This is a genomic window from Xanthomonas nasturtii, from assembly GCF_023337365.3.
In the GTDB taxonomy this organism is placed as follows: Bacteria; Pseudomonadota; Gammaproteobacteria; order Xanthomonadales; family Xanthomonadaceae; genus Xanthomonas; species Xanthomonas nasturtii.
Map to the genome: position 1 here is coordinate 4,148,457 of NZ_CP142084.2, position 24,610 is coordinate 4,173,066.

Annotated in this window: 22 protein-coding genes and 2 pseudogenes; 11 read left to right on the forward strand and 13 right to left on the reverse strand. The window is 65.7% G+C overall.

The window, feature by feature from the left end:
• Positions 1–10: 10 nt before the first annotated feature.
• From M3O59_RS18125 to M3O59_RS18135, 3 genes are read left to right on the forward strand one after another with little or no spacing between them, the layout of a single operon-like run.
• Positions 11–2,668, forward strand: a complete 2,658-nt coding sequence (locus M3O59_RS18125) for a DUF802 domain-containing protein (RefSeq protein ID WP_116906192.1) — start codon at positions 11–13, stop codon at positions 2,666–2,668.
• Entirely contained in the window at positions 2,665–3,339 is a 675-nt protein-coding gene (locus M3O59_RS18130) for an OmpA family protein (RefSeq protein ID WP_116906193.1), read from the forward strand. Before M3O59_RS18125 ends, M3O59_RS18130 begins: the two co-directional genes overlap by 4 nt.
• Positions 3,336–4,001 (forward strand): DUF2894 domain-containing protein, encoded by a 666-nt coding sequence (locus tag M3O59_RS18135; RefSeq protein ID WP_116906194.1) that lies wholly within the window; start codon positions 3,336–3,338, stop codon positions 3,999–4,001. Before M3O59_RS18130 ends, M3O59_RS18135 begins: the two co-directional genes overlap by 4 nt.
• 52 nt (positions 4,002–4,053) lie before the next feature.
• On the opposite strand, the gene M3O59_RS18140 is transcribed toward M3O59_RS18135, so the two are convergent.
• The 5 genes from M3O59_RS18140 to M3O59_RS18160 all read right to left on the reverse strand — a co-directional run bounded on the left by M3O59_RS18140 (position 4,054) and on the right by M3O59_RS18160 (position 10,331).
• Complete coding sequence (locus M3O59_RS18140; protein WP_116906195.1) at positions 4,054–6,195, reverse strand: TonB-dependent siderophore receptor; 2,142 nt, start codon at positions 6,193–6,195, stop codon at positions 4,054–4,056.
• Positions 6,196–6,281: 86 nt separating this feature from the next.
• Positions 6,282–7,550 carry a DUF3526 domain-containing protein gene (locus tag M3O59_RS18145; protein WP_116906196.1) on the reverse strand — a complete coding sequence of 423 codons (1,269 nt, stop codon included), beginning with the start codon at positions 7,548–7,550 and terminating at the stop codon, positions 6,282–6,284.
• Entirely contained in the window at positions 7,550–8,986 is a 1,437-nt protein-coding gene (locus tag M3O59_RS18150; protein WP_116906197.1) for an ABC transporter permease, read from the reverse strand. Before M3O59_RS18150 ends, M3O59_RS18145 begins: the two co-directional genes overlap by 1 nt.
• A gap of 10 nt (positions 8,987–8,996) precedes the next feature.
• The gene (locus tag M3O59_RS18155) at positions 8,997–9,719 is read right to left on the reverse strand and encodes an ABC transporter ATP-binding protein (protein ID WP_064633717.1); all 723 of its coding nucleotides are present in this window, start codon (positions 9,717–9,719) and stop codon (positions 8,997–8,999) included.
• A 135-nt stretch (positions 9,720–9,854) separates the two neighbouring features.
• Positions 9,855–10,331 (reverse strand): hotdog fold domain-containing protein, encoded by a 477-nt coding sequence (locus tag M3O59_RS18160; protein WP_249046042.1) that lies wholly within the window; start codon positions 10,329–10,331, stop codon positions 9,855–9,857.
• Positions 10,332–10,638: 307 nt separating this feature from the next.
• On the opposite strand from M3O59_RS18160, the gene M3O59_RS18165 reads away from it, so the two are divergent.
• On the forward strand, positions 10,639–12,501 hold the full coding sequence (locus M3O59_RS18165; RefSeq protein WP_116906199.1) for a M14 family metallopeptidase: 1,863 nt from the start codon (positions 10,639–10,641) through the stop codon (positions 12,499–12,501).
• Positions 12,502–12,522: 21 nt separating this feature from the next.
• Here the strand turns inward: M3O59_RS18165 and M3O59_RS18170 are convergent.
• Positions 12,523–12,597: pseudogene (locus tag M3O59_RS18170) on the reverse strand (LysR family transcriptional regulator); the annotation flags it as partial.
• On the opposite strand from M3O59_RS18170, the pseudogene M3O59_RS18175 reads away from it, so the two are divergent.
• Both M3O59_RS18175 and M3O59_RS18180 read left to right on the forward strand, forming a co-directional pair.
• Positions 12,581–13,300: pseudogene (locus M3O59_RS18175) on the forward strand (methyl-accepting chemotaxis protein); the annotation flags it as partial. The pseudogenes M3O59_RS18170 and M3O59_RS18175 overlap by 17 nt on opposite strands.
• A gap of 596 nt (positions 13,301–13,896) precedes the next feature.
• Positions 13,897–14,634 carry a DNA/RNA non-specific endonuclease gene (locus M3O59_RS18180; RefSeq protein ID WP_116906201.1) on the forward strand — a complete coding sequence of 246 codons (738 nt, stop codon included), beginning with the start codon at positions 13,897–13,899 and terminating at the stop codon, positions 14,632–14,634.
• A gap of 49 nt (positions 14,635–14,683) precedes the next feature.
• Here M3O59_RS18180 and M3O59_RS18185 read toward each other — a convergent pair whose 3' ends face one another.
• The 3 genes from M3O59_RS18185 to M3O59_RS18195 all read right to left on the reverse strand — a co-directional run bounded on the left by M3O59_RS18185 (position 14,684) and on the right by M3O59_RS18195 (position 15,752).
• Entirely contained in the window at positions 14,684–15,016 is a 333-nt protein-coding gene (locus M3O59_RS18185) for a hypothetical protein (protein ID WP_064633721.1), read from the reverse strand.
• 35 nt (positions 15,017–15,051) lie between these two features.
• On the reverse strand, positions 15,052–15,282 hold the full coding sequence (locus M3O59_RS18190) for a DUF1653 domain-containing protein (RefSeq protein WP_064633744.1): 231 nt from the start codon (positions 15,280–15,282) through the stop codon (positions 15,052–15,054).
• A gap of 296 nt (positions 15,283–15,578) precedes the next feature.
• A complete protein-coding gene (locus tag M3O59_RS18195) occupies positions 15,579–15,752 on the reverse strand; it encodes a hypothetical protein (RefSeq protein ID WP_064633722.1) in 174 nt (57 codons plus the stop codon).
• A 198-nt stretch (positions 15,753–15,950) separates the two neighbouring features.
• On the opposite strand from M3O59_RS18195, the gene M3O59_RS18200 reads away from it, so the two are divergent.
• On the forward strand, positions 15,951–16,187 hold the full coding sequence (locus M3O59_RS18200; RefSeq protein ID WP_116906202.1) for a hypothetical protein: 237 nt from the start codon (positions 15,951–15,953) through the stop codon (positions 16,185–16,187).
• Between the two features lie 98 nt (positions 16,188–16,285).
• A complete protein-coding gene (locus M3O59_RS18205; RefSeq protein WP_082925906.1) occupies positions 16,286–17,296 on the forward strand; it encodes an IS630 family transposase in 1,011 nt (336 codons plus the stop codon).
• Positions 17,297–17,372: 76 nt separating this feature from the next.
• On the opposite strand, the gene M3O59_RS18210 is transcribed toward M3O59_RS18205, so the two are convergent.
• Together M3O59_RS18210 and M3O59_RS18215 are read right to left on the reverse strand one after the other, a co-directional pair.
• Positions 17,373–17,588, reverse strand: a complete 216-nt coding sequence (locus tag M3O59_RS18210; RefSeq protein ID WP_064632438.1) for a hypothetical protein — start codon at positions 17,586–17,588, stop codon at positions 17,373–17,375.
• 484 nt (positions 17,589–18,072) lie between these two features.
• Complete coding sequence (locus M3O59_RS18215; RefSeq protein ID WP_064632436.1) at positions 18,073–18,948, reverse strand: DMT family transporter; 876 nt, start codon at positions 18,946–18,948, stop codon at positions 18,073–18,075.
• Between the two features lie 167 nt (positions 18,949–19,115).
• On the opposite strand from M3O59_RS18215, the gene M3O59_RS18220 reads away from it, so the two are divergent.
• Positions 19,116–20,030, forward strand: coding sequence for a class I SAM-dependent methyltransferase (locus M3O59_RS18220; RefSeq protein WP_249046457.1), 915 nt, complete (start codon positions 19,116–19,118; stop codon positions 20,028–20,030).
• Between the two features lie 347 nt (positions 20,031–20,377).
• Positions 20,378–20,929, forward strand: a complete 552-nt coding sequence (locus M3O59_RS18225) for a hypothetical protein (RefSeq protein ID WP_181920650.1) — start codon at positions 20,378–20,380, stop codon at positions 20,927–20,929.
• A 71-nt stretch (positions 20,930–21,000) separates the two neighbouring features.
• Here M3O59_RS18225 and M3O59_RS18230 read toward each other — a convergent pair whose 3' ends face one another.
• Positions 21,001–21,195 carry a hypothetical protein gene (locus M3O59_RS18230; RefSeq protein WP_064632507.1) on the reverse strand — a complete coding sequence of 65 codons (195 nt, stop codon included), beginning with the start codon at positions 21,193–21,195 and terminating at the stop codon, positions 21,001–21,003.
• Between the two features lie 651 nt (positions 21,196–21,846).
• Between M3O59_RS18230 and M3O59_RS18235 the strand changes: the two genes are divergently transcribed.
• Positions 21,847–22,407, forward strand: coding sequence for a hypothetical protein (locus M3O59_RS18235; RefSeq protein ID WP_116906675.1), 561 nt, complete (start codon positions 21,847–21,849; stop codon positions 22,405–22,407).
• 188 nt (positions 22,408–22,595) lie between these two features.
• Here M3O59_RS18235 and M3O59_RS18240 read toward each other — a convergent pair whose 3' ends face one another.
• Positions 22,596–24,470 carry a GGDEF domain-containing protein gene (locus tag M3O59_RS18240; RefSeq protein ID WP_116906674.1) on the reverse strand — a complete coding sequence of 625 codons (1,875 nt, stop codon included), beginning with the start codon at positions 24,468–24,470 and terminating at the stop codon, positions 22,596–22,598.
• Positions 24,471–24,610: the final 140 nt, after the last annotated feature.

Sequence of the window (24,610 nt, forward strand, 5' to 3'; positions counted from 1 at the left end):
CTGGGACGTCATGTTCAGAACTCTCGTACACGTGTGTGTGTTTCTCGTCGGCCTGTTGGCAGTTTGCTGGGTCGGCATCGGTTATCTCGGCTCCAACCCGCTCGGCGCCTGCGTCGCTGCGGTGATCGGCGCCTGCTATGTGGCCGGCGCGCTGGAGCTGTATCGCTACCGCCAGGCCACTGCGACGCTGCAGGCGGCCGTCGATGGGCTGACCACCGCACCGTCGGCACTGAGCGAATGGCTGCAAGCGGTGCATCCGAGCCTGCGCAATGCGGTGCGCCTGCGCATCAAGGGCGAGCGTGTGGCCCTGCCGGCGCCGGCGCTGACGCCGTACCTGGTCGGCTTGCTGGTGCTGCTCGGCATGCTGGGCACCTTGCTCGGCATGATGGCCACGCTCAAGGGCACCGGCTTTGCGCTGCAGAGCGCCACCGACCTGCAGGCCATTCGTGGCTCGCTCGCCGCACCGGTGGAAGGCCTGGCATTTGCGTTCGGCACCTCGATTGCCGGCGTGGCGACATCGGCCATGCTGGGGCTGTTGTCGGCGCTGTGCCGGCGCGAGCGCCTGCAGGCGGTGCAGCGGCTGGACCTGAAGATCGCCGCCGAACTGCACCCGCATTCGGATGCGCATCAACGTGGCGAAGCATTCAAGCTGCAGCAACAACAAAGCGCCTTGATGCCGGCCTTGATCGACCGGTTGCAGGCGCTGATGCACAACATCGAACAGCACAGCATTGCCGCCGACCAACGCCTGGCCGCACAGCAGGCCGACTTCCATGCCAAAAGCGAAGCGGCCTATGCGCGGCTTGCCACGGCAATGGAACAATCGCTGCAGGCCGGTGTCGCCGAAAGCGCGCGCGCGGTCGGTGCAGCGTTGCAGCCGGCGATGGAAGCCACCATGGCCAGCATCGCGCGCGATACCACCGCATTGCAGGCACGCGTGACCCAGGCCGTGCAGCAACAGCTGGACGGTATCAGCCACGGCTTCCAGACCAGCGCCAGCGCAGCCGCCGAACACTGGAACACCGCGCTGGCCGCGCAGGAACGTGCGCAACACACGCACAACGCGCAGTTGCAGACCACGCTGGACACCATCGCCCAGCACAGCGTTGCCGTGCAGGAAGGCGTGCGCAGCGCGGTGCAGCAGCAGTTGCACGGGCTCAGTGACAGCATCGAGCAGAGCGCACGCACCGCGGCCGAACACTGGCAGATGGCGTTGGCCGCGCAGGAACGTACGCAGCACACGCTGACCCAGCAGTTGCAGGGCACGCTGGAGCAGATCGACCAGCGCAGCGTTGCCGTGCAGAACAGCGTCAGCCAGGCCGTGCAGCAGCAGCTGAGCGCACTCAGCGACGGCTTTGCCCGCAGCACCGCCGCCAACGCCGACACCTGGGCGGCCGTGCTCGCCGAACAGCAACGCGCCAGCGCAGCGCTCGGCACGCAGTTGCACGCCACACTCGCACAATTGGCGCAGCAGACCAGCGCATTGCAGGAAGGCGTGCAGCAGGCCGTGCAGCAGCAGCTCGATGGGCTGAGCAGCGGCTTCGAAACCAGCACTGCCACGGCGGCTGCCACATGGACGGCCGCCGTGTCCGAGCAGCAGCGCGCCAATCACGCGCTCATCCAGGAGCTGCAAGGCACGCTGACGCACTTCGCCAGCACCTTCGAGGCACGCGCTGCCGCGTTGGTGGATGCGGTCTCCCAACGCATGGCCCAATCCAGCAGCGACGCCGCCAGCGCGTGGAACGATGCACTCGCCCAGCAACACCAGGCCAGCGCCACGTTGTCCAGCCAGCACCACAGTGCACTCGCCGCGGCCACCGCCAGTTTCGACGCGCATGCGGCGGCCCTGGTCGGCACCTTGCAGCAATCGCATCGCGATCTGCAGGCGGCACTGGAAGCGCGCGACACCCAGCGCCTGGCGCTGTGGAGCGAGCGTTTCGGCGCGATGGGCACTGCCTTGACCACGCAGTGGGAACGCACCGGCGAGCGCGTCGCCCAGCAACAGCAGGCCATCTGCGACACCCTGGCCAGCACCGCCAGCGAGCTCTCCACGCAGGCGCAGGCGCAGGCCAGCGCCACCATCGCCGAGGTGTCGCGCCTGATGCAGATCGCCTCCGAAGCGCCCAAGGCCGCGGCCGACGTGGTGGCCGAGCTGCGCCAGAACCTGTCCGACAGCATGGTGCGCGACACCGCCATGCTGGAAGAACGCAGCAAGCTGCTCGCCACCCTGGACACCTTGCTCAACGCGGTCAATCACGCCTCCACCGAACAACGCGCGGCGGTGGATGCCTTGGTCACCACCTCGGCCGACCTGCTGCAGCGCGTGGGCAGCCAGCTCACCGAACAGATCGGCAGCGAAACCGGCAAGCTCGGCGCGGTCGCCGCGCATGTCAGCGGCAGCGCAGTGGAAGTGGCCAGCCTGGGCGAAGCCTTCGGCATGGCGGTGCAGTTGTTCAGCGGCACCACCAGCGCGCTCAACGAGCGCCTGCAGCACGTGGCCACGGCACTGGATGCATCGCTGGCCCGCAGCGACGACCAGCTTGCCTACTACGTGGCGCAGGCGCGCGAAGTGGTGGACCTCAGCATGCTCTCGCAGAAGCAGATCATCGAAGAACTGCGTCAGCTCGATTGCGGGCGTAGCACGGCCGGCGAAGCAGAGCCGGCATGAGCGACGAGATCGAAAGCGACAGCGACGCCGGCACCCCCATCTGGGCGGCATTCGGCGACCTGATGTCGGTGCTGCTGGGCGCATTCGTGCTGATCCTGGTCGGCGTGATCGGCGTGCAGTTGCAGCTCTCCAGCCGCCTGGAGCAGGAGGTCAAGCAGCGTCAGGCCGAAGCGCAACGCCGCCAGACGCTGGAGCAGGCACTGGCCGCACCGCTGGCGGCCGGCCGCGTGACCCTGGTCGATGGCCGTATCGGCATTCGCGGCAATGTGCTGTTTGCGTTCAACTCCGATGAACTGCAGCCGGAAGGACGCGAGGTCTTGAAGTCGCTCGCCGCGCCATTGGCGCAGTACCTGCGCGCGCGCGAAGAGATCCTGATGGTCAGCGGGTTCACCGACGACCGCCCGGTGCTGGGCGGCAACCGGCGCTACGCCGACAACTGGGAACTGTCCGCGCAACGCGCACTCACCGTGACGCGTGCATTGATCGCCGAAGGCGTGCCGGCGGCATCGGTATTCGCCGCTGCGTTCGGCTCGCAGCAACCGGTGGATTCCAACGCCGATGAAGCGCGCCGCGCCAAGAACCGCCGCGTGGAGATTGCGCCCATCGCGCGTCCCTCCTCCGCGCGCGCAGCAGCATTGCCCAGGCCCGCAGCGGCCGCTGCACCGCGATGAGCACGCCGGCAATCCCCGCACGCGCCCAATTGGAGCGCTGGCGCAGCCAGGGCGACGATCGCCTGGATCCGGTGCGCTTCCATCTGATGCAATCGTTGGCCGCACGTGCCGACACCCAGGCCGATGCGGTGCGTGATGTGCTGGAACACAAGCTCGGCGCGTTGATCGATGGCTATGCGAGCGCGCTCACGCAGGCAACCCGCCGCCATGCCGGCAGCAATGCGGCAGCAGCCTTACCCCCAGGGTTGGCGCAGCCCAGCGCATTGGGCGCACTCGCCGCACAGATGGCCGGCCACGCAGCGTTGATGGAAGTGGACAGCCGCACCACCGCCAGCGCCGATGCCACGCTGTTTCCGGAGCTGCCGGCGCTGGACGATTTCCGTCGCACCTGGACCACCGTGCGCACCGCAAGCCAGGTGCGGCAGTCGCTGCAGGACGCGCCCAAGGATGCCGGCCCGCTGAATTCCAGCGTGCTGGTGCATCGCTGCATCACGCTGATGCGCGAGCGCTCGCCGGGATATCTGCAGCACTTCCTGGGCTATGTCGATGCGTTGTCGTGGCTGGAGCAGCTGCACACCGGCGGTGCGTTGGCCAACGAAGAGGCTGTGCCGGCGGTGCCGGGCAAGAAGCGCAGCAAGAGCCCGCCGAAGCGGCGCAGCTAGCGCGGCAGATCATGCACGTTGCTGACGGGCTTTCACTTGCAGTCCGGTGGCATCAAAACCGCAACCGCGCACCCACCGTCCAGCTGCGCGGCGCGCCGGGATACACCCATTGCTCACTGTACGAAAACGCCGCGTAGCGACGGTCGGTGAGGTTCTCGACCCTGGCATACAGGCGCAGCCGGTCGCTCAGGTCGTAATGGCCGACCACGCGCCACACGGTGTAGGCCGGCAGCACGAAATCGGTATTGCGATCCACCGAGCCCAGCCGCTCGCCGGTGCGCGACACGCCCACACCCACCGCCGCGCTGCGTTTGCCGGTCAATGGCTGTGTGTAGTTCAAGAACGCATTACCGCTGAAACGCGGCACATTCGGAAACCGCCGGCCCTCGGCCAGCCCGGTACCGGCGGCCGCAGGGCTGCTGCGCGTCACCCGCGAATCGGTATAGGCCAGGCCCACCGATGCGGCCAGGCGCGGGGTGAGCCTGCCGAGCAGATCCAGCTCCATGCCTTCGCTGCGCATCTGCCCCACCGGCAACGAAAAACTGGTGTCGGCCGGGTCCAGGCTCAGCACGTTTTTCTTGTCGATGCGGAATGCGGCCAGGGTGGCTTCCAGACCATCGCCGGGTTGCACGTACTTCAACCCGGTCTCCAGCGCGCGGCTCTTCTCCGGCGCAAAACTCTGCCCGTTGGCACCGACACCGCTATTGGGGCGAAAACCCGCCGCCGCACTCGCGTACAGCGACAGCGCATCGTCGACATGGAAGGTCATGCCCGCACGCGGGCTGACCACACCCTCGGAAGCGCGCTGCGCGGTGCCGCGCAGGCGGTTGTCCAGATCCTGCTGGTAGTGGTCGTAGCGCACGCCGAGCAAGGCCTTCCAGCGTGCGCCCAGATCGATCTGATCCTGCGCATACACGCCCCACACCTGCTGGCGCTCGTCGGTGTCGGTGATGGTGGCCAGCCGCCCTGGCTGCGCCACGCCGTAGCGCGGCGCCAGCACGTCGATGCTGTACGGCGTGGCCGCCGCGCGTGCACGTTGCTGAAAGCGGCTGTCGTCGAAGCGGTTGCCATCCACACCGAACAACACGTTGTGGGTGACGCTGCCCGCCTGCAATGCACCGAGCAGCTCCGCACGCGCGGCGATATCGCGGCCCTGGTAATCGCGGTAGCGGCGTTCGCGGCGCAGCGTGCGGCGGTCGGGTTGCAACGTCCACGGCTCGGTGGAAAACCCGCGCATGCCGCTGTCGCGGTACGTGGCGCCACCTTGTAGCGACCAGGTCCGATTCAAACCGTGCACCACGAACAGCTGATGCCCGGTGGAATGCAGATCGATATCGCCATCGCGCGGTTCGCCCAGAAAACGCGATGCCGGCAACCGGTTGGCATCGCCATCGATGGAGGTCACGCCACGATCGAACGGCGCATGGATACGCACGGCCTCCAGCTCGTACGACACCGTGGTGTCGGGCGTCGGCATCCACAACAGCGACGGCGCCAGCAAGCTGTTGTCGCTGTCGACGGTGTCGCGAAAGCTGTGCTGGTCCTTGTGCATCACATTCAAGCGGTAAGCCACGTTCTCGCTCAGTGGGCCGGTACTGTCGATGGCGGCGCGATAACTGTCGAAGCGACCTGCCGACACATCCACGCTGTGCTGCGGTTGGAACAGCGGCTTTTTGGTGACGATATTGACCGCCCCGCCCGGCTCGCCGCGCCCGTACAACGCCGATGCTGGCCCTTTGATCACCTCGATGCTCCGCGTGTTGGCGGCATCGCGCAGGCCGTTGTAGCCGCGGCTGGCGTTGAAACCGTTGACCATGTAATCGGAACTGAAATTCGGGTCGCCGGTAAAACCGCGCATCGAGTAGCTGTCCCACAGACCGCCCAAGTTATTGGCCTTGGTAATGCCGCTGGCCAGCTCCAGTGCGCCGGCCAGATCGGTGACGCCGGCATCTTCGAGCAGGGTCTGATCGAGCACGCGCGCACTGATTGGCAGGTCGCGCAGCGGCGCATCGGTCTTGGTGGCACCCGTGATGCTCAGCGCGCGGTACGGCGTGTACTGGCTGCGCACCTGCACCGCATCCAGGTCGCGCGCCTGCGGCTCGGCAGCCTGGGCAAATGGGCTGACACCTGCGCAGCTCAGCGCGCTGAGCAGGGGCAGCGTGTGCAGCATGCGGCGGCGCGGGAACACGGGCATCGGGCAGAACTCCTGAAGGACCGCGGCGCAGCATGTCCGGGTCGCACGTAAAACAACGAAGAGTGATCGGTGAAACGCAGCCGCCGCTATGAGGCGGGATCGGCCATTGCATCGAAACGTGGCGCACGCCCGAAGTCGTCGCGCGTAAACGGACGGTCGCGGAACAGATAGCCGTAGTAGAACGTGCGCAACGCGTGGTGATAGGCGCGAATACGGTCCTGATACGCCAGCTGCGCCTGCAGATCGGTACCGGCCAGGCGGGTCAGCGCCGCCTGCAGCGCCACCGGCGGCAACACGCTGGCAACGCGTTGCGCCAGCGCGTCGCGCCGCTGCAATCCGTGGCGATACGCTGCCACCTGCGGCGCCACCTGCTGGTCGCCGTTTTCGTGGAACGCGAAATACCACTTGTAATGGAAGGCAGCGGTCAGCGGCGCCGAATCGGCCCATTGTGGATTGCGCGCGTAGAACGCCTGCATGGTGTGCTGGCGCGGAATATCCCAGGCATGGTTGACCGCCTCGCGCTGCAACCGCGCGATCTCGGTGCCCTGGTTGACCGGCACCGCCTGATTGATTGCCACATGCGCCAGCGCCGGCGCCACCAACGCCAGCACCACCCAGCAGGTGGCCAAGGCGGTGGCATGCGCCGCAGGCCGCCACTGGATGCGGCCGACCAGCACCGACAGCAGCACCCAGAACAGCAGATAGGCCAGGCCCAGTGCGAGCACTGCCAGTTGCTGCAGCAAGGGCACCGCAGTGAGCGTGGCGACAATCACAAACGGTACGCTCACGCACACCAGTACCGCGGCGGCCCGCACCACCACGCGCCGCACCAGCAGCGCAGCACCCGCTCCCGGCAGCGCCGAAAGCATGCGTGCCCGCCCGGCCTCGCGCTCGCCCGAACGCAGGTCGAACAGCAGCGCGATCACGAACAACGGCAGCAGGAACACCAGCACGAATGCATAGTCGAAGCGGCCTGCCAGTGCGAGTTCGGGGTTGTAGCTGTCGCCATCGTGGATCTGCGCTTCCAGCCCCAGTGCGCGCACGCGCAAGATATACGGCGAGACATCGCGCATGCCCACCGCCGCAAACGCCAGCGGCGATGGCATGTCCCAGGTCGGGTGAAAGCTGTAATACGCCGCACTGCCGGCATCGTTGGAGCGCGCCACGTAGGCTTCCACCGCAGCGCTGTCTTCGCGCTGCAGCGCTGCAATCTTTGCGATGTGGTCGCGCTGCACTGCAATCACGTGCTGCCCGGACAGCAGGCTGCAGACCGTCAGCACGGCAAGCAACAGCAACCCGGCAAGCGCCGCGCGTGCGCGCAGCAGCAACAGCAGTTCGTATTTCCACAGCACCATCAGCGCGCCACTCCCACACGTCGCCCGGCTGCAACCAGCATGCACAGCGCGGCGAGCAACCAGGCACCGATCAGGCCAAACGCCGCGCCTGCGGTGGCGATCACCTCGTCGCTGGACGCCGGCTGGAAAGCGAACACCGGGACCTCATGCCAATGCGCCGACGAAATGCGCTTGCGGCGGTCGGCGCCGGCGTCCTGCGCGGTGTCGTCGGCCATGCTCACCGCCTCGGCCTGCAGCTGGTTGAGCTGCTGCACCAGCGTGTAGCGGTAGTGTTCGGCCTGCGCCAGAAAGCGCACATGCGCGCGCAGATCGGTTTCTGCCAGGGTCATCGACACCTCGCGCAGCGCCACCGTCGGGCTGAGCAACGCAAATGCACGCACCAGCAGATTCTGTTGCTGCTGGATGTCCGCATCGCGGCCTGCATAGCGTTCGAACAGGCTGGAGGTCAGCCGCTCGCCTTCCAGCGCCAGCAAGCCCTTGTAGTTCACTGGCAGGTCTTCCACGCGCTGCACGCCGTAGCGCGCCAGGGTCTGTTGCTTGAACTGCGCGAAATGCGGGTCGTCCGGGTTGTGGCTGTCGCCAAGCGTGCGCAGGTCGCGCTGGATCGCCACGTCGGTCTCCAGCCGGGTCGGCAGGCGATACGCCGCACTGGCCACATCCGGTGCAACGCGCGGCACCAGCAAGGCCAGCCACACCCACACGGCCAGCGACACCAGCAGCGCATCGCGGCCGCGGCGGCACAGCATCGACACCGCCAGCACCAGCGCGCACCACACCAGCAGATACACGCTGTAGGCCAGCACCAGCAGCGCAACCAGTACTGCCTGGCCGGGCAACAGCGCAATCGGCGCCAGGCCGACCAAGGCCGGCAGCAGGCAGGCCCCGGCCACCGCCGCCAGCGCGAGATATTTGCCACCAAGCAATTGCCGGCGCGTGGCGCCTTGCAGCAACAGCGCGCGCAAGGTGCCGGCCTCCTGCTCGCGCGCCACGGCCCCATAGCCCAGGAACACCAGCATCAACGGCGCCAGCACCTGCAACACGAACGCAGGCGTCAACTGGCCGAAACGCACCAGCAACGAACTCTGACGTACATCGCCGAAGTTGGCGGTGTTCTGGCGGTGGCCTTCCAGAAACATGCTGTTGCCGGTGAATGCATCCACGCCGGAATCGAATGCGGCCAGCGCCGGCAACGGCCGATAGATGAAGTGGCCGTAATGCACCACGCGATGCGGATGCCGGTCCGGTTGCGCCTCGAATGCCTGCTGGGCAGCCTGTTGCTGGCGCGCACGGAAATCGGCGATTTCGCTCTGCTGCTGCGCTGCGGTCAACGTGGCCACCAGCGTGAGCAGCATCAGCAACACCACGCCGATGGCCGCGGAACGGTTGCGCGCCATGAAGCGCAGCTCTTCGCGCGCGACCAGCAGCACGGGACTCATGCGTGCAGCCTCACGCAGCCTGGTCCTGCGGGCGCGCGAAACGTGCATGCAGGGTGCGCACATCGAAGCCGCTGTCGCCGGCGCCGATATCCTCGGCAATCCGGCCGTTTTCGAGAAAACCAATACGGTCGGCGACATCCACTGCACCGAGCAGATCGTGCGTGACCATCAGCACCGCGCCGCCGCGTTCGCGCACGCTGCTCACCAACCGATTGAAGTCGGCGATGGCGCGCGGGTCCAGCCCGGAGGTGGGCTCATCCAGCAGCAGCACCGGCACCTGGCGCAGCGTGGCCACGGCGATGGCCACTTTCTGCCGCATGCCCTTGGAAAACCCCGCCAGCCGCTGCGCCCAGGCATCGCGCTGCAGGCCGGCGGCCGCGAACGCCTCGCCGATGGCGGCCTGGCTACGACGCTGGCCGGCCAGGGCGAGCAGATAATCGGCATTTTCCAGCGCGCTCAGATGCTCGTAGAGCGCCACGTTTTCCGGCAGATACGCCAGCCGCGCACGCGCCTTGCCTGGGTCGGCGACAGGATCTACGCCATCCACCCGCAGGCTGCCGGAGACGGGTTTGACGAAGCCCAGCAACGTGGACAGCGTGGACGACTTGCCAGCGCCGTTACCGCCCAGCAAGGCATAGACGGTGCCCGGCGCAACGTCCAGGTTCAGCCCCTGCAGCACGGCGCGGCCACGGTAGGCCACATGCAGGTCGGAGATTGAAATCGCGGGAGTCATTGGTGGGCTGGCAGGCATGAGCAAACACGGTGCGACGAAGTGATACGTTATCACATTGCCGGTACGGCCCGGATCGGCTGCGCCATGCGCTTGTGCCCGAGGGAGGCCTGCACCAACTAGCGCCCACGCCCCGCGTCAGGCCTTCTTCGGCGATACCCACATCGAAATGATCGCGCGAAACACCGCCGTACCCGCAGTGTCGTGGACCAGCACGTCCACCTTGTATTCGCCGGCTTCATGGAAGCTGGCGTCGGCCACCAGCGGTTGCGCGATGGCGACCACCGAGCTCTCGGCCTTCTTGATGTCATCGACCTGCATGCCGCGCGGAATCCAGCGATGGGTGGCCGGGACCGTCACCTCGGTCATGGTGCCGCCGGCCAGCTCGGCCAGGTTGCACATGGCGATCGCATCCACGGTGCCGATATGGTTGAGAACGCGCCGGCGTTTGCGCATGGTGATTTCGCAATATCCCGGTCGCAGGGCAATAAACCGTGGCGCAATCGTGCCGAAGTACGGCACCTTCAAACACAGCAGCCGCGAGAACAACCACTTGCCACCCGGCTTGTCGTGGAGGCGATTCCAGATAGCGCTTGTCGGCTGCTTGCTGGCTATTGCTGTCGTCTGCAGAGTTGGGAGACGCCAGCACACCACTGGGTATGGAAGGCATCCAATGGATGCGCGCCCGTCTGGCGATGACCGCATTGAAGAAACAGCCGCATCCGAAATGTTACTGTATTACGCGGTCACCATTGCCTTTGCGGTGACGTTGCTGGCAGTGCTCCCGTCGCCTCGCTGCTGGACGCCAGTGCGCAGCCCGTCGTGGCACGCGCACTCCAGCCGCGGCCATGCACGCCGACGCCGAGGCTGCCGCCGGCAGCAACAGACACCGCCCTCCCCATTCGAGACCCTCACGTCCTACATGACCTCCGTTACGCGCCGCTTTTTCCAACACACCGCCCTCCACGCATCCGACCTGCCCGCTCCGGCTCATGCCGATGCCCACCACACATCGCGCAGCAGCGTACGCGCTGCCACGTTGCTGGCCGCAGCGTTGTTCGCCACTGCCAAACTCAACGCGCAGCCCATCGATGCCAGCGCGCCGTTGCCGCCGGTGCGCGCATGGCACGGTGCAAGCGAGGCCTTGATCGTGGCGCCGGGCGATCCGTGGAGTACGCCGGCCGAGCGCAGCGATTTCGTCAGCACGCCCAGCTACGAAGAAACGCGCGCGTGGTTGCAACGCCTGGTCGCCGCCTCGCCGCTGCTGTCGCTGGAAGTATTCGGCAAGACCAGCGAAGGGCGCGACCTGCTGCTGGTGCGCGCGCACAAGGGCGAGCCCGGCAAACCCGTGGTGCTGGCGCAGGCCGGTATCCACGGCGGCGAGATCGATGGCAAGGACGCCGGCCTGATGCTGCTGCGCGACATCGCCCAGCGCGGCAAGGACGATCTGCTGGATGCGGTGGACTTCGTGTTCGTGCCCATACTCAACAGCGACGGCCACGAACAACGCGGCCCGCTCATCGGCGCCGCATTGCGTGGCCCGCAACAGATGGGCTGGAACACCACCACGCGCGGCATCAACCTCAATCGCGATTACCTCAACCTGGAAGCGCCGGAGACGCGCGCGATGGTCACGTTGCTGCACACGCTCGACCCCGCGCTGTATATCGACCTGCATGTCAGCGGCGGGCTCGATCATCAATACGACATCACCTTTACCTTCGCCGGTTGGGGCACGTACGCACGTTCGCGCGCCACTGCCGGCTGGCTGCAGCAACGCTTCACGCCGGCCGTCAACGCTGCGCTGCGCAGCCAGGGCCACACGCCTGCGATCTACCCCAGCCTGATCGACGAAGATGCGCCACGCTCGGGCCTGCGCCATTCGCCGGAAGGCCCGCGTTATTCCACCGGCTACGGCGATTTCGCCGGCATTCCCACCGTGCTGGTGGAAAACCACCGGCTGAAGTCGTACCGGCAGCGCGTGCTCGGCGACTACGTCCTGCTCGAAGAAGCGCTGCGCCTGGTCGGTCGCGACGCAAGCAAGATCGCTGCCGCCAAGCGGGCCGATCGTGCCGCACGTCCGCAGGAATTGATGGTGGCCTGGGAACGCCTGCCGCAGCCGATCGACCACATCGCATTCAAGGGTGTGACCTATACCCGCGCGCTGTCGCCGGTCTCCGGGCGGCAGGAATTGCGCTGGGAAGGCCGCGATGAAACCTGGACGATGCCGGTGATCGGTTACCGCCAGACGCAGGCGGTGCACTACCCGGTGGCCTGGTGGATTCCGCCCGGCTACGACGACGTGCTTGCGTTGCTCAACACGCATGGCATCCGGTACGAACGTCTGCAGCAGCCGCGCCAGCGCACGGTGCAGCAGATGCGCATTACCAACACTACCGACGCCACCAGCAAGCAGGTCGCGCACACAGACAGCGTGGACGAGCTCTTTCCTGCCGGCAGCATCCGCGTGCCCGCCGATCAGCCGATGCGCATGCTGGCAGCGGCATTACTGGAACCGAACAGCAGCGATTCATTGCTGGCCAGCGGGCGTTTTCGTAATGCCGGTAGCCCGGATAGTGGCCTGTATGGCACCGAGCTGGTGGACTTCAGCGAACGCGTGTTGCGCAACGATGCCGCATTACGCAGCGAATTCGAGCAGAAACTAGCCAGTGATGCTGCATTCCGTGCCGATGGCGATGCGCGTCTACAGTGGATTTACACGCGCTCGCCCTACGCGGCGATCACCGGCTGGCGGTATCCAGTGCGGCGCGAGGTGGCGCAATAGCGCCGCGCTTACCCGCAGCGCTTATCGCAGAGCGGGCGCCATCAACGGCGCATGCTCGGCCATCAGCGCAATCACCCAATCGATGAACACCGAGCAGCAGGCGGCCAACCTGGAAGAAACCGCTGCATCGATGGAAGAACTCACCGCCACCGTCAAGCAGAACGCCGAACACGCGCATCAGGCCAACGAGCTCGCCCGCAGCGCCGCTGGCGTGGCATCCAAGGGCGGCGAAGTGGTCAGCCAGGTGGTCGGCACCATGTCCGGTATCGAAACCTCGTCCAAGAAGATTGCCGAGATCATCAGCGTCATCGATGGCATCGCCTTCCAGACCAATATCCTGGCGTTGAATGCCGCGGTGAAGGCGGCGCGTGCCGGCGAACAGGGCCGCGGGTTGGCGGTGGTGGCCAGCGAAGTGCGCTCGCTGGCGCAGCGCTCCTCCGGCGCGGCGAAGAAGATCAAGGAATTGATCGACGCCTCGGTGGGCAAGGTGGCCGAAGGCTCGGCGCTGGTGCACAAGGCCGGCACCACCATGACCGAAATCGTGGCCAGCGTGAATCGCGTTACCGACATCATGGGGCAGATCACCGCCGCTTCCAGCGAGCAGTCGGCCGGCATCGAGCAGGTCAACCGGACCGTGATCCAGATGGACAAGGCCACCCGGCAAAACGCCGCACTGGTGGAAGAAGCCATGGCCGCCGCGCGCGCGATGGAGACCCAGTCCGGCACCCTCACCCAGCTGGTGGCGTTGTTCCAGCCGGAGCCTGCGACCGAGCAACACCTGGAAAAACACGTTGCCTGACGGGTCGATCCGTTGACCGGATCGGCTTCTTGCAACGTTCGAAACCCTCTTCTGCATGCGCTGCAGAAGGGGGTTTTTTGTTTGCGCCAAGACGGGTGATGGGAATTGGGCTTGAGGCAGCGACGGCGAGGCGACGCCACTCGATGGCGCTGTCCTGCCGGCGGGCAGGCCTTGGTCGCAGCGATCACGCTGCAGCATTCGAGACCACTGGTGGTTCGAAGCTGCAGCGGAACTACCCGCCTGCGGCGACCCGGCATCGACCACCGCCCTGATGGCTCGCATGCCTGCAGGCTTCTAGAAAAGCGTGCCTGCGTGCGTCTTGCGGGCAGCAGCCATACCTGGACGATTATTGCAGGAACGCCCTATGCACCAAAAAGCGAGCACCTAGTCACACCCTGACGCAAAGAATTGGTGCCAGTGCACATTCCTCACGCGCTCGTCACCCGCAAGCAACATTCGCGTGCGATAGCTGTAACGCTCGCTACGCAGCGGGCCCTCTGTTCCCCCTTGGCGCGCGTTCGCTGAAACGTCGATGTGCTCCTGCACACCCGGCGGTGGCGTCGTGCGTCCGATTGATTTCCAGGAGATTCACTCCCATGCGCTTCCGGACTTTCTTCGCCGTTCTGTTGTTCACCGCTGCCAGTGCCAGCGCAAACGCCCAGGTCGTTACCCTCAACAAGGGCGGCTACAGCTTGCGCTACGACTGCACCAACCACACCGCGTTGCGCTACGAGTACGTCTTGCAGGCCGATACCGGCTCGGCCGCACGTCCGTCCAGCTTCAATCTGGACACCGAGCTGCCCAGCGGCTGCGCCGGCCAGACCACCACTGCCTCCTATGCCAGCGTGCGCACCGGCTACGACCGCGGCCATTTGGTGACATCCAATCACATGGACTACAACGCGACCTATATCCGCCGCGCCAACCTCATGAGCAACATCGTGCCGCAGGTGGCCAGCTTCAATCAGGGCATCTGGGTGCGCGCCGAAAACGTCGCCGAGTGTTACCGCGACATCGCCAGCGTGCAGGTTTACGGCGGGGTGATCTACAGCGACACCAGCAACGATTACTTCCTGAGCAGCCACGGCATCCGCACACCGGATTTCTTCTGGAAGACCATCATCACTGCCAACCCGGGCGGCGGCACCCGCGCCATCAGCTGGCTGATTCCCAACAGCGCCAGCCTGGGTTCGCTGGACAGCTACATCGTCAGCATCGACGAACTCGAAGACCTCTACGGCGCCAGCACCATCGGCATCAGCGCACCGGCCGCCGTCAAAGCAATGCTGCCGGCCACCACCTGGCCGCAGCCGAGCAATTGCGACCTGGGCTGAGCCTTGCGTCCACGGCAACGCCCCCAGCCCGGCATGTGCCGGGTTGGGCTCACACGGTATCGCAAGTGGCAAACCACGCGGCATACGGTGTGTTCTTGACCAGATGCCGATTGAGATCGGCGGCACCGTCGGTCCACCACACGGGCCCACGTTCTCCCAGGGCGATCTTGGCCGCGTCGACCTGGCGACGTGCCGCCGCCAGGCCCTGCGCATCGTCATCGCGCTTGGCGGCCTTGACCGCGCGCCGCGCATCCATCAGCGCGCCCACCAGCGCCGTACGGGCATCTTCGCTCAGGTGCGGATTGGCCGTGCGCCACAGCCGGCCACGCACGACGAGATAGCGCCCATCCGGCGTCAGCGGCGGCGCGTCGTTCGTGCTCATTGCGGTGTCCGGTACACGGCGGTCGGCATGTCTGCTCAGGCAACCGGTGCGAAGCGCGGGCGCATGACGCCATCCACCTCCACCTGTTCGACGAACATCGCATATGGCCTCACCCACAGGCCAACGTCGCTGTCCAACGGCCGGTACAGCACCAACGGCTCCAGCGTTTCGCTGCTGCGCACCACGCCAAGCACGTCATAGCGACCGCCCTTGAAGTGGCGATACTCGCCCAGTGCAATGGTCGGTAACGGCGGCAATGTCTGCATGGCATTCAACGCAAGAAGGGCCGTCAAGTGTAGGCCGGCTGCCAGTTGCTGACGAGCCGGGAGCCTTGCACGTCTGTCATCGTGCGCATGCAGCAAGCGACGCGTCGCGAAGACAAGCACCGACTGCTGCCGTGTGCACGCTTGCGGCGCTGCAGTTGCCGGCCCGTGTATTGGCAGTACCGCAGGCACGCCCGCTTTCCGGCAGCATTCAATCCAACACAGTTACACGCTCCTGTAGCGACGACACACGCGGCATCGCAAGTGGCCACGCCGCGTTTCAGCCGCGTCTGCTGCGCTTACGCGTCTTCTTCGTCCTCGTCCACGTCGTCTTCGATGCTGTCGTCGTCATCGATTTCGCTATCCTGCGCAGGCCCATCCTGCAGCAGGTCCTCGTTCTTGCCAGGTGCCTTGACGCCGTTGGGCGGTGTCGGATCGTCGATACCCCGATTGCCGTTCTCGTTGTTGCTCATGGTCAGCTCCCGCGGCAGAAGACCGCGCCACCACCCTCCTCCCGGCCATGTGATGCGCACGTGTGGCGCGTGCAGCCGATGCATCGCCCCTCGCAGCATCTGAACCATTCGTGCTGAGGTCGGATCCAGCCGTGCATCGGCCTGCATCCGCGCCTCGACTCGCCCCGTAGTTAGCAAGACGCCTACGAAGGAAACACCATGCCGAGCCTGATCTGCGATCTGGAAGACCTGCTCGCCTCCTGGAAGGCCGAAGCTCGCACCTTCGACGCTTGCGACATGCCGGCCTCCGCGCTGGCCTTTCGCGATTGCCATCGTCGTCTGTCTGCACTGCTGGACGAACATGCATGCCACACGACAGCGCCGACGGCCGAGCTGGCTGCGCAGAGCTCAGTGACCCGGCTGCAGGCGCGTGACATCGCGCCGCTGGGTTCCTAGTCCACTGAATCATTGAAATCGGATGCATGATCCCCAGTTAGTGTGTCATGCAAAGAACGAAGCTGACGATCCAACAGCGTGCTGAATTGGAGGCGGTGATGCGCAAGCGTCACGGCAACGCCGCTTTGGTGCGCCGCGCGCGGTGTGTTGTGCTTTGGAGCGATGGAGAACGTCGAGTCCACATACGCACTAAGCTTGCCTGCAACGACGCATTCGTCTCGAAGTGGACGGCGGCGTTTGAGGCGCAAGGACTGGCCGGGCTGGTGTCGGTGCATCCTGGGCGTGCGCCGAAGATACCGACGGCCAAGCTGGAAGCGCGTGTGCTCAACCGCACGCTCAAGCACAAGCCCAAAGACGGTTCGACGCACTGGAGCAGTCGCAAGCTGGCTGCCGAGCTGGGCAATGTGTCGTTCTCGGCCGTCCAGCGCATTTGGCGCAAACACGGCGTGCGTCCGCATCGGTTGGACACCCACATGGTCTCCAACGACCCGGAGTTTGAGACCAAGGCCGCAGACGTGATCGGCCTGTACCTGGACCCGCCTGCGCACGCGGTGGTCTTCTGCGTGGACGAAAAGACCGCGATCCAGGCGCTGGACCGCAAGGACCGGATGCTTGCATTGGCACCCGGACGCGCGCAAAGCCACGGATTCGAATACAAGCGTAATGGCACACTGAGCCTGTTCGCCGCGCTCAATACGGGCACTGGCGAAGTGCTGGGCAAAACGGCAGCTCGTCACACCAGCGAGCAGTTCGTGACCTTCCTCGAAGAGGTTGTCGCCAGTCAGTCCAACGGCCGGGACATCCATGTCATCTGCGATAACGTCAGCAGCCACAAGACGCCGCTCGTGCATGCGTTCCTGGCCGAGTACCCCCGCGTTCATATGCACTACACCCCCACCTACTCGTCATGGCTGAACCAGGTCGAGAACTGGTTCGCCCGCATCCAGCGTGATGTCATCACACGCGGGGTTTTCTCCTCAGTCAAAGACCTCGATAAGAAGCTCATGCGCTACATCCGCCAGTACAACAAAAACCCAAAACCGCTGAAATGGACCTTCGCTGATCCAACTCGACGCATCACATCCGATTCCTCGGATTCAGTGCACTAGTCCCTCTCCCGTCGGGAGAGGGGTTGGGGTGAGGGTACGCGCGAAGCCTCATGACATCGAAGTTGCACAATCACACTCAACCACCAGCAAGCCCACCGCCCACGCGCCCGGGCAGCGCGCCAGCATCTTCCTGCTCCAGATCGCCCACCTCATCATTCAAGCCACCGCGCCGCGGCGGTTGTTCTTCCAGCGGCGTGTCTTCTTCGTTGGTATCCGGATCGGGCGTGCCATGTGCAAGCACGCCAGCCTTGACGCTGGTCATGGGCCGCGCAGTGCGTGGATTGAGGTGCATGGGTAACTCCGGTGGCGTGCGAGATGAGCGTCAACGCTAGGCCGCAGGGCGCTATAACACCGTGAGCCTGCGCACAGGGGCCGTGACATCCTGTTGACGTCGCGCGGCGAGACATCCGGCACGAGCACGATGGCCACACAACCACACGACGACCTCTCGCGCACCTGTGCCCCGCAGCGGACCGCCACTTCCAGGCCGGCAGGCGCGCCAGTCCTGGCATGCATCCAGTGGCTGTTGCAGCACACACGGCTCACGCCGCCGCTACCATGCCCACTCCCTTCCGAGAGCACGCCATGCGCTATCGCACCTGCATGGCCTTGCTAAGGCCAGCGGCGAATATCAGCGCATCGTTGGGGACTGGCGGCAGCCCCGCTGAGGAAGGCGGGATTGGAGATTGGGGATTCGCAAAGCAATAGCGGCCGTGTCGCGTCGCATCGGCCAATGCTGTTACGAATCTCCAATCCCGATTCCCCAATCCCGGCCCTCAAACAATCTTGGTCCGCCGCCACCACCGCGATACCTGTTCCTCGCGCACCAGGGTGAACAAACCAGCGCCCAGGATCAGCGCGATGCCCACCGCCATCGGCCAATCCAGATGGTCGTGAAACAGCAGGTAGCCGAAGGCGATCGCCCATAGCATCTGGCTGTATTGCGTGGGCGCCACCACGCTGACCGGGGCCATGCGCGTGGCGTACATCATGCAGATGGCGGCCAGCCCGGCGAGCAGCCCGTAGCCTGCCAGCAGGCCCCACTGGTACAGCGTGGGCCAGACGAAGCTCGGCAGCATCATGATGCCGCCCATCACCAACGGGCCGATCACACCGGCGCCATACAAGGTCAATCGTTTCTCGCTGTGCCCGGCCATGCGCAAGGTGATCACCGAAATGGCGCCGACCAGGCCGCACACGATCGCCGCCACATGCCCGTGGGTAAGATGCCGAAAGCCGGGGCGCAGCACGATCAACACGCCGATGAAGCCGACGATCACCGCCGACCACCGCCGCCAATGCACTTCCTCCTTGAGGAACACCACCGACAGCACGGTGACGAAGATCGGCATCAGGAAGATCAGCGCGAACGCTTCGGCCATCGGCAAGGTGGTGAAGGCGATCACCGAGGTGAGGTTGCCGATGGCGCCGGTGAGTGCGCGCAACAGCCACAGTGCCGGTTGCTTGGCCATCACCAGCTCGCGCAGCTGGTCGTCGGGCTTTTTCAGGAACGGCACCGCCAGCAGCATCAGCAGCGCGCCCAGAAACAGCACTTCGTACACCGGCAGCGTGCCTTCGAGCAGCTTCACGAACGCATCGCTGATCGAATAGGCTGCATAGCAGGCGAACCCCAACAACACACCCTTCAGCATTGCCCACGCTCCACGATTGACGCCGATCGGACGAGATGTCGAAGCGGACCGCACGCAGTATGCGGTGCGGCGTGTGTCAGCGGAACGGCGCGCGCAGTCGATCCCGGCGATGCGTGCGGGCACTGCGCCGGGCCCACCGGATGCCCGGCCGCTACAGGTCAGTTACGATGCCTGTCCCGTCCTTGCATCCGTGCGGCATCGTCCGCGCGCCGCACTTAGAGCTGTCAGCCGTGCCCCATTACTCCGGCCCACTACTCATTCTCTCCGATGCCCAAGCCCTGCTTGGCGCGCGTGGAAGTGGTCTGACTCACTGGACCGGGTCGCTGGACCTTGGCCGCAGCACCGACACCGCCCAGCTCGATGCGCAGACCTGGCAATGGCGCGGCCGGGGTTACCCGTATCCAGGCAAGCTCAAGGACCGCACGCTGTACTTCTGGGATGGCGACGATTTCGCGCCGATCTCCCGCTACAGCGGCGCGCTGATCAAACTGGTGCCCACCGAGTGGGGCGCGCCGACTTTCGAGATCGACGGCATCAAGATGCTGCCATCGGCACAGCTGTCGCCATTCGAGGATGCGCGGCGCAAGGTGGCGTTGGTGGATCCGCGCGGCAAGACCGTGCTGGATACCTGCGGCGGTCTTGGCTACTTTGCGGCCTGCTGCCTGGAGGCCGGCGTGGCGCAGTTGCTCTCGTTCGAAAAGAACGCCGACGTGCTGTGGCTGCGCACGCTCAATCCATGGTCGCCGGATCCGGACGATGCGACGAGCGGTGGACGCCTGCAGCTGACCCATGCCGATATCGCGCAGCACATCACCACGCTGGCAGACGGGTCGGTCGACGCCATCCTGCATGACCCGCCGCGTTTCGGCATTGCCGGGGAGTTGTATTCGCAGGTCTTCTACGACCAGCTGGCGCGCGTGCTGCGCCGTGGCGGCCGGCTGTTCCATTACACCGGTGCGCCCAACAGACTCACCAGCGGGCGCGATGTGCCCAATGAAGTGAGCAAGCGCCTGGCCAAGGCAGGCTTCACCACGCAACTGGCGTTGGACGGTGTGCTGGCGACGCTGCCCGCGCGGCGCTGAGTGGGTCGAGTGCGCGATGCCCTCACCGCACCAGACAGTTGGCTGGTGGTTTCTTGAAGAACAGAGGGCGCCGCGCCAGACCCGCTACTTGGTGCTTTTTGAAACGTGGCGCACCCACCCACTCGACTGGTCCTTGCCCGCCCACCGTCGCGGGACCTTGAGCGGCATGGATGCCGCGCCAGAGCTTACAGGGACGCACTTGCAGCGTGTCCTGCGATGGTGGGCGGGCAAGGGCCCTGCAGCGAGCCAGCAGATCAGGCGGCAGACCGGCGCGAGGTCGTTTTGTTGGCCGCTCTAGGCCACTGGACGGATCTGCGATACTGCCCCGCCCTCGACACGGACGTTGCATGCGCCCCCATTTGATCGCTGTCCTGCTGGCGTCGCTGTTGCTGGTCACCGCCGCACCCGCGCGTGCGCAGACGGCATCGGCCTCGCCAAGCGCACCAGCACAGCCGATGTCGGAAGTGACCGCACGCTATCCCGTCACCACCGCCACGCTGGCGGGGCGCGTGATCCGGCTGGGCGAACGCGATGGCAGGTGCACCGTGGTGCGCGATGGCGAAGTGCTGGTACTGGGCATTGGTGCGCCGTGCTACTTCAGCATCGATCGCAAGCGTGCGGCACAAGTCCATCGCTTCCAAGGCAGCGACATCGTGCTGGTGCAGCACGCGCATCCCACCTCACAACCGGGCTGGGATGTGGCCGTGTATGGGCCTGTCTGTGCCTTCGAAGCGCAATCGGTGCGCGACGTTGGCGGCGTGCTGGAACCCGGTAGTGTCGCCAGCTCCTGGCATTGCGATCCCACCGCAGGCGCCGACCAGAAGCAGTTCGTCTACAGCTACGACACCTGGCCCATGCGCGATGCCAATGCGCCGGCACGCAAGCGGAAAACGCATTGATCGCTGCATGACGCTGCAAGGGCGGCGCAGCGATGCACCACCCAAGCTCGCAACCGGTATCAGCGGCGCCATCAGCGACGGCGGCAGCGTCCCTTCCAGGTCGCATACGCAAACCCACCGATGAGCGCCAGCGGCACGCAAGTCAACAGTGCGTCCCACCCGATGGAAATCCAGAAACGATGCGGATCGTTTTCGGCCAGAAAGATCCTGGCCGCTCGGCCACGGATGACGCTGACATAGCGGCCTTCCACGATCGCGTCGAGCAGCAGCCACAAGCGACCGCAGCACGCGATCACCACCAGCACAGCCACACCGCCGAACACCCAGTCGGTGATGCGCGCTGTAGTGCGCGCAGGCCCAGGTTGCGGCGAGGTGCGGCGTTGCTTCAAGCGGAGCTCTCGGGTCAGGACGGTGCAGTTTACGCGCACTGATGCTCGCCACTTCGTGCCATACAAGTACGCCATATAAAAGCCAACTGTCACGACAGATGCGATAATCGTCGATTGAATCGATGGCCAACAGCTGCTGTAACCGCAACTGCGGCTACAGCATGCGGGATTTGAAGCTACGCCAACGCGTTGCGCGCAGTGGCCTGCTGGGCGCCAAGCACACGCACTGTCTGTCGCCCATGACGAGGCCAAACACCCCGCGCCCGCAGGTTGGCTATACAGTGATTGCGTAGCCACTCTTGCTGCAGCACGGCGCCAATGACCTTTCCCTGCAAGGTGCGCGTCAATTGCAGCAGGTACAATGGCCGCGCAGCACACTCGTACGAGTGACATGGAACGCTCCACGCTGCATTCGTCTCAGGGAAGATGGACGGCAGGGATGCACTGCGCCGTGTCTGGACGCTTCCTTGGGGTTTCGCTGGTCCGCCATGGCATTGGCGGCCGCCTCGTAACCAAGGATCTTCCCCTTTGAAGACGTTCACCACCAAGACGTTCACCACCTTCCTGCTTGTTTCTTTCAGCCTGCTGCTGGCGTCCTGCGGCGGCAGCACCGGCAGCGGTGCATCCAGGCTCTCCTCCAGCGAATACCTGCTGCACAACATCTCGGTCTGGAATGGTGCAGTGACCATCATCGACCCATGGGTCTCCGGCGATCGCGGACAGAGCCTGATCGCCGATGCCGTCGCACTCAAGCCGCTGGACAGTTACAAGACCGCACTGGGCAGCCAGCGCAAGGCACTGGCTGCCAATGCCCAGGCCAACAGCGCAGTCGCTTCGGGCGTGCCGGACAACGCCAAGGATCTCGACGCCAAGCTGACCGCCTACCTCAAGAGCGCCGATGCAATGATGGCCGCGCTCGAACGCGTCGCGGCACTGCCCAACGACTACAGCAATACCGAGCTGGCGCCGCTGGCCACGGACCTGGAAACCGCCTCTGCCCAGCTCAACACCGACATGGCAGCCTTGAATACCGCGCAGCGCGCGTATTCCGCCGAGCACAAGATTCCGATGCAGCAAGTGCAGCAGTAAGCACGGCGTCGTTGCGCGCGCCCTGCCGGTCACTGCATGTGACGTGCGGGGCGCGCGCAGGGTGCCGACGGCCTTGCCCCGGTGCACGCACCGGCAAGCGATGCGCACCTTGAGAGCATTCGAACGCGGCATTGCGACAACGCCGATGCGGCCACGCTGCATCGGCGAACGCAGCGCGCATCAAGCGCTCAGCACACCGCCCATTGATCGCGCCCGGCGGTCTTGGCGGCATACAGCGCAAGGTCGGCCTGGCTCAGTAACGCATCCAGCCCGGCGCCCGCGCTGACGCGCACCGCGCCCATGCAGAAGCGCACCGGGTGGTCGGTGGGCAGGCCGGCGATGTCGATCGCCGCCACCGCACTGCGCAAGCGGGTAAATACCGCGGGAATCTCTTCTTCGCCGCAGCCCGGCAACACCAGCAGGAATTCTTCGCCGCCCAGGCGGCCCAGGCGATCCTGCGTGCGCAGCGCCAGCCGCGATGCACTCGCCAGCGCCTTGAGCACTGCATCGCCGGTAGCGTGCCCGTGCACGTCGTTGATCTGCTTGAAGTGGTCCAGATCGATCAAGGCCAGCATGCACGGCGTCTGCGAGCGCAAGGCCTGCTCGATCTGCTGTTGCGCCTCGGCGCGGATGGCACGCCGGTTGGGCAGGCCGGTGAGTTCGTCACGCATCGCCAGCCGCGACAGCTGGCGACGGTGGCGTGCGCCGAATGCCAGCACCACCAGCGCGCCAATCAGCAACAGGCATGCCGCGCACAACGCGATCCACAACGCGCGTTGGCCGGCTTCGCGTGCCTGCAGCGCCAGTTGCGCGGTTTCGCTGCGGCGGCGCAGTTCGGCGGTTTCGGCGCCGCGGCGTGCATCGTCATAGCGCGCCTGCAGCCGTAGCATCACGGTGTCGCGCTGGCGGTCCAGACTCTGCGCGCGCAGCGTGTTGGCGCGCTGCAGTTCCTGGTAGGCCTCGGCGTGGCGCCCTTGCGATGCCAGCGCCTGGGCGATCGCGTCGACCAGTTGCGCGCGTCGGTTCAAGGTGAGATTGGGGTCGTCGGCGGCCTTGGCGGCGATGATTTCGTCATCGAGATTGCCCGCCTTCAATGCGATCAAGGCCTGCAGCAGAACGGTGTGGCATGCCGCCACGCGAGCGATGTTGCCTTGCTTCTGCATCAGCGGCAGCGCCTCGCGCGCCATCATCAATGCGGCGGCGGCATCGCCGGTTTCGATCAGGGCTTCGCTGGCACTGGTCAACGCTGCGGCCACGCCGGCCTGGTCGCCCAGCTCGCGGCTGAGCGCCAGCGCGCGCCTGAAATGCAGCAGCGCCGCTTCGGGTTGGCGTGCCGCCAAGGCCGTGCCGAACTCGTATTCGATCAGGCTGCGCTGGAAGCGTGCCGGCTGGTCATGCAGGCGCGCAAGCGCACGCTGCAGATAGTCTTCGGTTTCGTTGTCTTCGGCGGCACGGCCACCGACGCGGCTGGCCAATGAGCCCAGTTGCGTCAGCGCATCCAGTTCCAGGGCCAGGATTTTTTCGTGTGCGGCACATTGGTAGCTGGCCTGCGCCGCGCTCCAGGATTCATCGCTGCTGCCGGAAGCGAGCATGCTCCACATGTCGACCGATTCCACTTCGCACAGCAGATCGTTGCGCCCCAGGACGCGCGCGCGTTCGCGCAGCGCTTCCAGCCGCGCCACCATCCCGCGATTGGGGTTTTCGCGCACATCGCTGAGCGCCTGCACGATGTCCAGCCACAGCTGCGCCTGCCTGGCGCTGCCGTGCAACTGGTCGAGCTTCCCGCGCGCCTGCGTGAGCACGACCTGGCGGCGTTCGTTGTCTTCCAGCGAAATGAGCACGCGTGCCTGCGTCAGCAAGGCCCAGAACTCGGCATCCACATCGTGACTGCGACGGGCCTGCTGCAGGGAAGCCTGTGCGATCTGCAACGCCGCCATGGGGTCGTCGATTGCTGCCGCTTCAATGGTCTTCCACGGCTGCGGCTGCGCCGACACCACCGCGCTGCTCAGCAACAAGACCAGCCCGGCAAGCACGCGTCGCCACCGGGTTGCCGGCATGCTCATGGAACCGTCACGGCGATAACGGGCCGCAGCGTGCGCGCGCCCTTGGGGCGCCATGTCCGCTCCGGTGGCGGCTTGCTGGTTGCTGCGGCATCTCAGGCACTCCCACGGTTGGACAGCGATGGAATCGGGTGGAATCTGCG

Bases quoted from the DNA above. Each gene is read 5' to 3' on its own strand.
- M3O59_RS18125 (WP_116906192.1), top strand. From the start codon at position 11: ATGTTCAGAACTCTCGTACACGTGTGTGTGTTTCTCGTCGGCCTGTTG.
- M3O59_RS18130 (WP_116906193.1), top strand. From the start codon at position 2,665: ATGAGCGACGAGATCGAAAGCGACAGCGACGCCGGCACCCCCATCTGG.
- M3O59_RS18135 (WP_116906194.1), top strand. From the start codon at position 3,336: ATGAGCACGCCGGCAATCCCCGCACGCGCCCAATTGGAGCGCTGGCGC.
- M3O59_RS18140 (WP_116906195.1), bottom strand. From the start codon at position 6,195: ATGCCCGTGTTCCCGCGCCGCCGCATGCTGCACACGCTGCCCCTGCTC.
- M3O59_RS18145 (WP_116906196.1), bottom strand. From the start codon at position 7,550: ATGGTGCTGTGGAAATACGAACTGCTGTTGCTGCTGCGCGCACGCGCG.
- M3O59_RS18150 (WP_116906197.1), bottom strand. From the start codon at position 8,986: ATGAGTCCCGTGCTGCTGGTCGCGCGCGAAGAGCTGCGCTTCATGGCG.
- M3O59_RS18155 (WP_064633717.1), bottom strand. From the start codon at position 9,719: ATGACTCCCGCGATTTCAATCTCCGACCTGCATGTGGCCTACCGTGGC.
- M3O59_RS18165 (WP_116906199.1), top strand. From the start codon at position 10,639: ATGACCTCCGTTACGCGCCGCTTTTTCCAACACACCGCCCTCCACGCA.
- M3O59_RS18180 (WP_116906201.1), top strand. From the start codon at position 13,897: ATGCGCTTCCGGACTTTCTTCGCCGTTCTGTTGTTCACCGCTGCCAGT.
- M3O59_RS18185 (WP_064633721.1), bottom strand. From the start codon at position 15,016: ATGAGCACGAACGACGCGCCGCCGCTGACGCCGGATGGGCGCTATCTC.
- M3O59_RS18190 (WP_064633744.1), bottom strand. From the start codon at position 15,282: ATGCAGACATTGCCGCCGTTACCGACCATTGCACTGGGCGAGTATCGC.
- M3O59_RS18195 (WP_064633722.1), bottom strand. From the start codon at position 15,752: ATGAGCAACAACGAGAACGGCAATCGGGGTATCGACGATCCGACACCG.
- M3O59_RS18200 (WP_116906202.1), top strand. From the start codon at position 15,951: ATGCCGAGCCTGATCTGCGATCTGGAAGACCTGCTCGCCTCCTGGAAG.
- M3O59_RS18205 (WP_082925906.1), top strand. From the start codon at position 16,286: ATGCGCAAGCGTCACGGCAACGCCGCTTTGGTGCGCCGCGCGCGGTGT.
- M3O59_RS18210 (WP_064632438.1), bottom strand. From the start codon at position 17,588: ATGCACCTCAATCCACGCACTGCGCGGCCCATGACCAGCGTCAAGGCT.
- M3O59_RS18215 (WP_064632436.1), bottom strand. From the start codon at position 18,948: ATGCTGAAGGGTGTGTTGTTGGGGTTCGCCTGCTATGCAGCCTATTCG.
- M3O59_RS18220 (WP_249046457.1), top strand. From the start codon at position 19,116: ATGCCTGTCCCGTCCTTGCATCCGTGCGGCATCGTCCGCGCGCCGCAC.
- M3O59_RS18225 (WP_181920650.1), top strand. From the start codon at position 20,378: ATGCGCCCCCATTTGATCGCTGTCCTGCTGGCGTCGCTGTTGCTGGTC.
- M3O59_RS18240 (WP_116906674.1), bottom strand. From the start codon at position 24,470: ATGAGCATGCCGGCAACCCGGTGGCGACGCGTGCTTGCCGGGCTGGTC.